This window comes from Butyrivibrio sp. (assembly GCF_024699075.1).
The window spans coordinates 1-9,832 of the sequence record NZ_JAILQF010000460.1; the positions used below are offsets into that span (position 1 = coordinate 1).

6 protein-coding genes are annotated in these 9,832 nt (G+C 38.7%); 1 reads left to right on the forward strand and 5 read right to left on the reverse strand.

Features of this window, described 5'->3' with window-relative positions:
- Nucleotides 1-202 precede the first annotated feature (202 nt).
- Nucleotides 203-1,132, forward strand: coding sequence for an AraC family transcriptional regulator (locus K6G87_RS18185; protein ID WP_296840452.1), 930 nt, complete (start codon nt 203-205; stop codon nt 1,130-1,132).
- 813 nt (nt 1,133-1,945) lie between these two features.
- Here the strand turns inward: K6G87_RS18185 and K6G87_RS18190 are convergent.
- The 5 genes from K6G87_RS18190 to K6G87_RS18210 form a co-directional block, all read right to left on the reverse strand.
- Nucleotides 1,946-3,592, reverse strand: a complete 1,647-nt coding sequence (locus K6G87_RS18190; RefSeq protein WP_296840455.1) for an extracellular solute-binding protein — start codon at nt 3,590-3,592, stop codon at nt 1,946-1,948.
- Between the two features lie 6 nt (nt 3,593-3,598).
- Entirely contained in the window at nt 3,599-5,191 is a 1,593-nt protein-coding gene (locus tag K6G87_RS18195; protein ID WP_296840457.1) for a response regulator transcription factor, read from the reverse strand.
- A 118-nt stretch (nt 5,192-5,309) separates the two neighbouring features.
- Entirely contained in the window at nt 5,310-7,070 is a 1,761-nt protein-coding gene (locus K6G87_RS18200) for a sensor histidine kinase (RefSeq protein WP_296840460.1), read from the reverse strand.
- A gap of 46 nt (nt 7,071-7,116) precedes the next feature.
- Nucleotides 7,117-8,673: a glycoside hydrolase family 43 protein gene (locus K6G87_RS18205; protein WP_296840463.1), complete on the reverse strand. Its 1,557-nt coding sequence runs from the start codon at nt 8,671-8,673 to the stop codon at nt 7,117-7,119.
- A gap of 31 nt (nt 8,674-8,704) precedes the next feature.
- Nucleotides 8,705-9,832, reverse strand: a 1,128-nt coding sequence (locus K6G87_RS18210; protein WP_296840466.1) for an endo-1,4-beta-xylanase, incomplete at its 5' end; no start/stop codon positions are given.

Here is a 9,832-nt window from a genome sequence, read left to right on the forward strand (position 1 = left end):
GAAACTTGCCAGATATTGCGCACTCGTATTCAGAATTTGCTTACTTTAAATAGCAATAATTTTGTTGTTTTATCGATCCAAAAGTGTCATATTTTTTCTTATAAAATACAATAATTTTTCATGTATTTTTTTTAAATCTCACATGTTAACATTTTTTTATTGCTGATAAGTCGTAGACATAACATAGTACGGGGGGATTTAAATGACTTTAGCTGCACCAAAGATAAATTCCGAGATAAACATAATTAACAGGGATTATGTAGGTTCAAGAAAGCTTAATAAGAATCAGGAGATCGTACAATATCTTAATGATTCTACGCTCAGGATCTGGTACAACGACCAGAATGATGATTATGAAACTCACTGGCACAATGCAATTGAGATCATCATGCCCGTTGAAGGCTGGTATGATGTCACAATATCCAATGAGACATTTCATATAAATCCCGGAGAAATATTGTTTATTCCTTCAGGATCTCTTCATTCACTTCATGCACCGGAAACAGGCACCAGGTTTATTTTCCTTTTTGATCTTCATTTTTTGGAGAAATTAAGTGGATTCAGCTCTATCAACACTATTCTTGGAAAGCCGATCGTAATAAAGAAAGAGACATTTTTACCTGTATATGACGATATATATGACCTCTTCATCCAGATGAGAACCGAGTATTTCTCAGAAAGCGATTTTGCTGATATAATGATCTACTCTCACCTTCTGGAACTGTTCTCTATCATCGCCAAGTACAGAATATCAGAGATGAAGCTTTCAAACACAAGAATTTACAAGCAGAAAGAATATATAGATAAATTTAACGAAGTCCTTGAATACATCGACGAGAATTACATGGAAAACCTTTGCCTTGAATCCATTGCCTACAAGGCCGGCTTTAGCAAGTTCCATTTCTCAAGGCTATTCAAACAGTATACAAACTTCACCTTTAACGAATATCTTACACACAGAAGAATAAAGGCAGCATCAGACCTTCTGGCAAGACCTGATCTGTCAATTACAGAAGTATCACTTGCAGTAGGCTTTGTAAGCATCTCGACCTTCAACCGAATCTTCAGACAGGTCAACAAATGCACTCCAAGCGAATACAGAAGAAAGCATGATCCACTCCACAGATTATAAATAAAATCACTACCCCAAAGCTGCACACAAACTTGCATGCCTCTCCGGCTCCGTTTCTGTGCAGCTTCTTTTTACGCCTTCTGCTCCTCTCCGCCGCCCTGCGCTTTTTCCCATTTCTTGCTTCCCCGCCGCCCCGCGCACCTTTTCTGCCCCTGCCCCGCCTGGCTATGAACCGGTCTATTCTTACTTCTTACGCCAAAATGAGGGGCCTTTGGATTTTTCCTATATGCCGCGCGCCACATGTTTGAGATCCTGCGCTCCTATGCTGGCCACATACCGTTAGCGTCGTCAGATAATATTTTCCTGTTTTTTTCTAAATGCCGAACTTTGCTTCCAACAAGGCATGCCTCCATGTGAAACTCGCAGGACGCGCTTTAAATTGTACTGTCAATATTCACCATGGTGCTACGCACCTACAACAAAAAGATGTGAATCCTCGAGCACGTGCTCGAGAGTTCACATCTTTATTGTTGTAATAAGCTCGCAAAGCGAGCTGGTGAATATTGACCTTTTATATACTACTGCGTCCTGCTCAGACACACATTCCGGCATGCCGGAAGCAAAGTATACGGCATTAAGAAAAAAGCAAGGAAAATCTTAATTCCTCCTCTAACGGTATGTGGCCAGACATAGGGCGCAGGAGCGAGTTTGGCGAAGCGGCATATGTATTTGGAAAAATCCAAATGACCCGATTGCTTTGAGGCGTGAAGTAAGAATAGACCGGTTCATAGCCAGGCGGGGCAGGGGCAGAAGGCGCAGCCAAGCGCAGGGCTGCGGGGCTGATTGGCCACAGGGGAGGTACGTGCAGGGCGGCTAGTAGGTGGATATTCTGCGGTCGAGCTCTGCCTGCATTTCGTCGAGGAAGTCCTGGGGGTTGCACCTTTTGTAGGCTTTCATGTATTTTTTCCACATGGAGCTGAAGTCGTCTGACATTACTACCTGCGGGAGGTATTCGTGCTTGATCTGGTTCATTTTGATCCAGGTATAGCCGCCGGATGTTGCAGTTGTCATGCTGTTGGAATATGAGTACATTGGGTACCATATACCTGGAGATTCATTGGTTCCAAGCATTTCTACATAGGTTCTTACGCCGTAAGCACTAAAGCACTCTTTGAGGCTATCGCTTAATCCGTCGTAAAATTCTCCTGGCTGGTCTATTGGAAGATTGGCATTTATTCCATCATCACTTGTTCCGCCCCACTGTGGGAAATAAGAATAGCCGCACATGTGTGATAATTTATAGGATGTGTCTACAATATTAGCCCTTTGCTCAGGGGTTCTGTAAAAGAGACCGTCATCGTCAATTTCGTAGTCTATACCTTCAACTCCCCAAAATCTTAAGTTATGAATATCCTGGTCGAGAAGGTCACTTATAAACTGTAAAGCGCCCTCCACATCCTCGCAGCTTGTAGTAACTGCAAGTCCACTTGATATATTGATAACGCCACCTGATGTATGCCACTTGTTTTGAACATCTTCTGATATCGTGATAGGAAGTGGCACATATTCGCAGCCCTGTTTATCAAGACCGGCCTGAACTATAGCATCACCTGCTGTATAAGCAAAATCCCACCACTGGTCTACCATGCCAAGCACTCTTCCTGATGAAAGCTTGGCTATATACTCTTCATACGTCTGGGTGAAGGATTCAGGATCAACTATACCTTTATGAAACTCTTCGTTAAGCTTCATAAAATAGGCTTTTGCTGTTGGGGTTGTATTATAGTCGACAACCTCCATAGTATCCGTATCTACAATTACAGATCCGTCATTTGGATAGCCGTCCAGAAACTGAGGTACATTCTCCAGACAGAAGTATCTCCAGTCCTCACACAGAATCGTATATGGAATATTTGGTGTTCCATCTTCCATAGTAGGATTGGCTTCATAATAAGCTTCCAAAAGATCAAAGTACTGATCTAGTGTTCTAATTTCTGGATATCCAGCCCATTTAAGTACTCTTGCCTGAATCCAGAAAGCTTCATCATTATGTGTACAGGAGCTGTCCTCTCCTTTTATATTCTGAAACTGCGGGATCCAGTATATATGGCCATCATCCTGCCTCAACCTGTTCCACTCATCATCAGAATACAAAGCCTTTATGTTAGGATATTTTTCAAGATAATCATCAAGCGCAATAAGTGCCCCTGCCTCATACAACTGTTTGGAAGAATCTCCGCCATCAATAAAATCCGGATAATCTCCTGTTGAAATAAGCATAGCTACAGCTTCCTGTCCTGTCTGACCATGAAGCCAGCTTTCATTTATCTTAACTCCGGTCTTTTCTGCGATTATATTCTGAATATAATTGTTCTTATTGAGCTCAGTTCCGGGAACCGAAAAGAAGGCAGTAAATTCCTTGATCTCAGTCTGTTTATTTTTCCCTATACTGTTCACAATAATAAGCCCGGCTACAACCAAAAGTACAAGAGCTATAGCTGTGATCTTTTTAATCTTCATACATAATTACCTTTGCTTTTCCTGTTTTCTGAACTTTACAGGTGTACAGCCCTTTACAGCTATGAATTTATTGACAAAATAATCTACGTCCTTATATCCGACTGCTGTGCCTATTTCATAAGTCTTCATATCTGTCGTAAGAAGAAGCTCTACAGCTTTCTCAATCCTGAAATTATTCAGGTAATCCTTGAAGGAACATCCATATTTTTTGTGAAAAAGCTGTCCAAGATAAGCACTGTTTACATAGTATTTATCTCCAAGGCCTTTCAGGGTCAGATTAGTCATATAATTATTTCTTATCTCTTTTTCTATATCAGAGAGTGCCCCTCTGCAGACATTCTTGCGAAGCTGAGAAAGGTAATCTGCATATTCAAGTGAAAACTGCTTAAGATGCTCTTTACTTCCTCTAAGAACTCCATTTTCAAAGGTCTTCTCACTAATGATCCTGAGAACTTCTTCCTGATCTATATCGTCATCCTGCTTTGCTGCAAGATTAATAAGCTGAAAAACTATATAATTGATATTAATATCCATAAAAGAGCTTATGCCAGGATCTCTCATTTCGGCATAGAGTTTATCTATACTTTCCAGAATCTTGGTTTTATCATTTTCTTCTACGCAGTGAATATAACGGTCAATATCGTCTTTCAATATAAAGACTTTATCATTATTACCTTTTACATCATTATCATCGTAATTGTATATACTCTGCTTTTCTCTAAATCCCTTGAGATATCTGAGTCTGCAGGCTGTGCCATAAGATTTGGTTATATTCTTTATGCCTTTAACTTTCTTACCAACATAAAGGTCTACGCTAATGCCTGAATAATCGCATATATAATCATGAAGCTCTTTAATATACTCGTTTTCATTTAATCCCTTCATGGAAGACAAAACCTTGGTATATATAAAGCCGACATCATATATCTTGTCATGTCCTGAAGGATCAAATACTGCATTGCGCTCATTTTCTCCAAGAAAGGACCTTGCAGCTTCGTATATCTTTCGTTGAGCCAAGATCATATCTGCATCATCTCTGTCATCATCAACAGGATAGTTATCTTCTGACTGTATCTCTATGTATCTGACTACGTCATCATCTATGATCTTGTCCATGACTTTACTTAAAATAGCATCGTCGAATTTTCCCTTGATAACTCTTATAAGATTACGTTCAAAATAAGCATCTTCCATCTCTTTGGTTATCTCAGATCTGCCTTCTGAATCGGTCTTTGTCTTTACTTCCCTAAGTATTTCAAGTAAAGCTTCCTTATCTACAGGTTTAAGCACATATCCACTGCAACCATATTTTATTGCAGTCTGTGCATAGGAAAAATCAGCATATCCGCTGCTGATCACAAATGCAGCATCACTTAAATTCCTGTCCCTGATTTCTTTTAACAGATCAAGTCCTGTCATAACCGGCATCTTGATATCAGCTATGATCAGATCAACCTTGTTTCCTTTCAGATAATCAAGCGCCATTTGACCATTTGACGAAGCATTAACTATCTCATAGCCCTCACTGTTCCAGTCTATAAGAGCCTTAAGTCCCTGCAAAATATGTGGTTCATCATCAACTAACATTACCCTGAGCATTATATCTATCCTTTATCTCTAATTAACTAAGTCTTATCACTACCTAAATTATTATTTTACTCAAACTTCGCACATTATATACAATCCTATCTCCTTGCGAATCTGATATCTTGGACAGTTAATTATCTTTATGTATCTTTATTGTGATTATAGTTCCAACTGCAAGTTCTGACGATATTTCAAAGTCTATTTTACCATCAGCATACATTTTAAGCCTTAGGCAGGCATTTATAATGCCAACCCTGATTCCCTGTTTAAGCATATCTATATTTGCATTATTCATTCTGTCTGACAAAGCCTTTATATCGTCTTCTTCCATACCTATTCCGGTATCTTCAATTTCTATGACGATATCATCATCCTTCTTATATGCCCTTACAAATATCCAGCACTTTGTAGGCTTAGGTTCAGCACCATGAATACAGGCATTTTCAACAAATGTTACTATGGAAAGCTTAGGTATTTCAATATCTTTGACTTCATCATCAATGTCAAGTGAATAAGAAAGTCTGTCACCAAATCTGTAGCTTTGGATGTCAAGATATGCAGTGACAAAGTTCATTTCTTCACTGATCTTTACAATATCACTGTCCCATTCAACGTACTGTCTTTGTATAACAGCAAGATTCTCTATCATTCTGGCTGTTTCCTGCTCGCGTTTAATTATGCTGTGCATCCTGATACTTTCAAGTGCATTAAAAAGGAAATGAGGATTGATCTGGCTTTGAAGGGCCAGAAGCTCTGCTTTCTGCTTTGCCATGATAGATTCACTCTCACGAAGCTGATGCTTGTAGACTGTATCTATAAGATAATTGATCCTGTTTGCCATTGTATTATAGTTTTTAGCCAGAAGGGCTATTTCATCGCTTCCTTCTGTTTCGCCTGAAAGCTCCAGATGTTCATCATTATATTTATTTACTGTATTGCTGAGTTTTATCAGCCTGTTGGAGAAATTATTTCTAAAGAAAACCAGTCCCAGATAAGGAAGAATAAAGCTTATGGCAACAAGAATAAGGACTATAAAAATATTTTTTTGTATAGTCCTTTTAATATAATTATCTGTTCTTAGAATATTAATCTGCATATCACAGCCATAGACAGATGTCTGCCTGCTATATGCAATTCTGTCATCTGAAGCTTTAGTTCTGAAATCACTTTGGGAAGTATCGGACAAGTCATTGGACAAAACTACCCTGTCTCCTTCAACGATTTCGTACGAAAGATTATCATCAGTTCCTGAAAGACTCATTAACTCGCTTACGAGATAGTCATAATCAAATTCAAATACAAGAAGTTTTTCTTTAGAAGGCTTAGTATAATAGTCCATAGCCTGAATAAGATATATATGCCTTTGGGCATACACATCTTTGGACGTATCCTTGTAATAACCGATCCAAAGGAGCTTGTCCTTGTCTGAATTTTTAAAATCCTTGTACCAGGCAGTATCCACTATCTTATCAATATCCTGAATACCTCCTCCGCTTACAAGGGTATAATTATCGGCATAAAAATTAAAGCTGCAATGCTCAAGACTTGCAAAATTCCAAAGAGTCGAAGTCTTCCTTAGATTTCTGAATGCCATATAATAATCATATTCAGATGCGTATTTACTATTTAGAAAATCATACAGACCACTGTTAAGATATACTGATTTGGACATCTCATCTATAGTCCCAAAATCAGATTTTAGAGTAAACTCAATAGAAGAGGCAACTCCTTCATTTGAGGTCTGCCTCTCCTTATTTTCCGCATTCCATATAATACCTACGATTATGCCATCGGCAATTAAAAGAGGTATCATAACACATACGAGATAGAACAATATTATTTTTGGCTTGATGCCCATTGAATTGAGCTTTGTAATAATGCTATTTTTCATTCTATGAAGATCTTCAAATCTCTAAAGGCCTGTTAAGCCTTGAGTTTTAAGCTTCATATTCAAAACTGTTAAATACGACCTTGCCTCCAGCCTGCTTAGTAGCATAATTAAAGAGTCCAAATCTGCATCCGGTAAAGTGATCAAGTCCAAAATGAAGCTTATGTTTTATTCCTGTATCTATAAATCCATCACCTATGTCATAATAAAAATATGCAGTATCCTTATTATCAGTAAAATCGGCACATATTTTAAGTCTTACAACATCTGTATCTATTATACGCGAAAAGACAACATTACCGGGAAGAAAATCTATTCTTCTGTCAAATTTATCAACTTCCTCTTTCTTTCTGACCATAACTACAAGTTCTTTTTGGAAGGACTGGTTTCTGACACCTACAAGGCCATAGCATCCCTGAAGAGCACATATTCCAGCAACGTCCCCATCCTTAAGGCCGCTTATATCAGCAGTAACAATAGCCTCACACTTTGGCATCATCATACGCTGTGTGAGCATGTTCTTGGCATGAACAAGGTTTGTGGCAATTTTGGTATTCTTAATTTCAAGGCCGCCCTCATGCTTTATCTTCCAGCCTGAGTCACTGGGAAGATGATTCCACTGCCACTGCATCTTAAGCTTAGGATGAGATGTCTGTCTTACGTCGTATACAAAATCATCTGAGGTGTATAGCTTATCATATTTATGACCTTTAGCCAAATCCTGCCCATCAAGAAACTTAATAATCTGCTTGTCAGAAGGAACCTTGCAGTCATCACTTACATAAGGGAACCCGTCCTTAAATGTAAGAGGGACAATTACAGGGGCTCTTCCTACAGCTCCGCAGTCCTGGAACAAAAATGATACCCATTTTCCATCAGGAGTATCTACGATACCTCCCTGGGCAACTCCTCTTGAAGGGTTACCGATATCATCTATTACAAGATCTCTTTTTTCATACCCTCCGTCAAGTGACTTACTTCTATACACTACCTGAGTTCTGATACCTGTACTCACAGGCCAGTGGATAAGAAATATATAATAGTATCCATCTATCTTATAGGCATGTGCTCCCTCATATCCAAGAAAAACATCTTCAGTATCAGATATTATGATTTTTGATAGTCCGTCTTTTTTGATCTCAGAAAGATCGGGTTCAAGCTCTGTGATCCATATGTCTTTATTACCATATATTACGTATACTCTTCCATCATCATCAAACAATAAGGAAAGGTCATGGAAGAAGCCTTCCATATAGTGCTTGTCCCAGGTTCCATTTTCAATATCGTCTGTGGTAAAAAAGTAAGTCTTTTTAATATCAACCGACGAAAAGGCTACATAATATGTACCATTATGGAATCTGAGCGTAGGTGCCCACATTCCATGACCGTAGATACTTTCTTCTCTCTCGAGGTTCTCAGCAGAGCTATCCTCAAGTTTATCAAAAACATAGTTTACTATCTCCCAGTTCTTAAGATCATAAGATCTTAATATTGCACATCCTGGGAAAAAGTACATGGTTGTACTTGCCATATAATATGTATTACCAACCCTAATAACCTCCGGGTCAGGATAATCTGTTTTTATAATAGGATTCAAACTCTGCATCAATTTTTCCTCATACTTCTAAAATATATTCTTAATCTTCTACTATTTCATAGTAGGCTTCTTTTTTCTGTAAATCTTTGTCGAACAGAAGTGGATCTTCGCCGCTTCTCCAGGTATGGGCATCATCAATTCCCCATACTGTGATACTTGTAATATTGTAGCCTTCATTCTTTAGTTCAAGCATTCCATCAAAATATGCCTTATAAAGCTCAGCCTGCTTCTGAAACTCTGTAGCAGTCTTTGACTTAACTCCTATATCAAGCTCTGTTCCCTGAACCTCATATCCTGCTTCAAGAAAAGACTTTGCTGTTTCAAGGAACTTGTCTATATCATCTGTTGTAGACAGATGTGACTGCATTCCTATTCCGTCAATCCAGCCGTTCTCCTTGATCTGTGAAAGATTTTCAAGAATAAGATCACCCTTCCACATGCAGGCATAATCGTTATAGAAAAGCTTCATATCATCGGAAGCATACTTATTTGCATATTCAAATGCTTTTACATAATAGTCAGCACCAACAACTTCATACCAGAGATTGTTCTTTTGCCTTATTCCGTTTTCATCTCCATCGCCAACATCAAATGCTTCATTTACAACGTCTACAGCGTAGATAAGACCCGGATGCTCATCTTCAAAATATGTAAGAACGGACTTGATATAGCTCTCCATTCTCTTAAGCATTGTCTCTCTGTCTACAAGTTCTCCGCTATCTGTATAATCCTCTGTAAAGAACCATCTGGGAGTCTGGCTATGCCATACAAGAGTATGGAATCTCATTGCTATGTTATTATCTTCGCAGTATTCAATACTTGGCATACAGTTATCAAAATGTACGCAAGGCTCATAATATGAATCAGGAAGGCCATTTTGTGAAGCATCTCTGTCAAGAAGAGATTCAGGCTTCATCTCATTTTCACAAGTAATACTGTTAAAATTGTCTTTGACTGTAGCATCATAGGTTGACATATCATAGAAGACGCCATTTGGAAGTGCTACTCCAAGCTTAAAGGAGTCACCATATACATCCAGCATAGTTGCGTCAGTATGTTCTTCTGTAGAAGCTGTTTGTGCGCTACTATCACTTGTAAGAGTCATCTCTTCATCTGAGTAGGCAAGAGCAAGTATCGTAAACTTCTTATCTTCACTTCCTTCTGCCAT

Excerpts from the sequence above, each read along its gene's own strand:
- K6G87_RS18185 (WP_296840452.1), top strand. The coding sequence starts at position 203 with ATGACTTTAGCTGCACCAAAGATAAATTCCGAGATAAACATAATTAAC.
- K6G87_RS18190 (WP_296840455.1), bottom strand. The coding sequence starts at position 3,592 with ATGAAGATTAAAAAGATCACAGCTATAGCTCTTGTACTTTTGGTTGTA.
- K6G87_RS18195 (WP_296840457.1), bottom strand. The coding sequence starts at position 5,191 with ATGCTCAGGGTAATGTTAGTTGATGATGAACCACATATTTTGCAGGGA.
- K6G87_RS18200 (WP_296840460.1), bottom strand. The coding sequence starts at position 7,070 with ATGAAAAATAGCATTATTACAAAGCTCAATTCAATGGGCATCAAGCCA.
- K6G87_RS18205 (WP_296840463.1), bottom strand. The coding sequence starts at position 8,673 with ATGCAGAGTTTGAATCCTATTATAAAAACAGATTATCCTGACCCGGAG.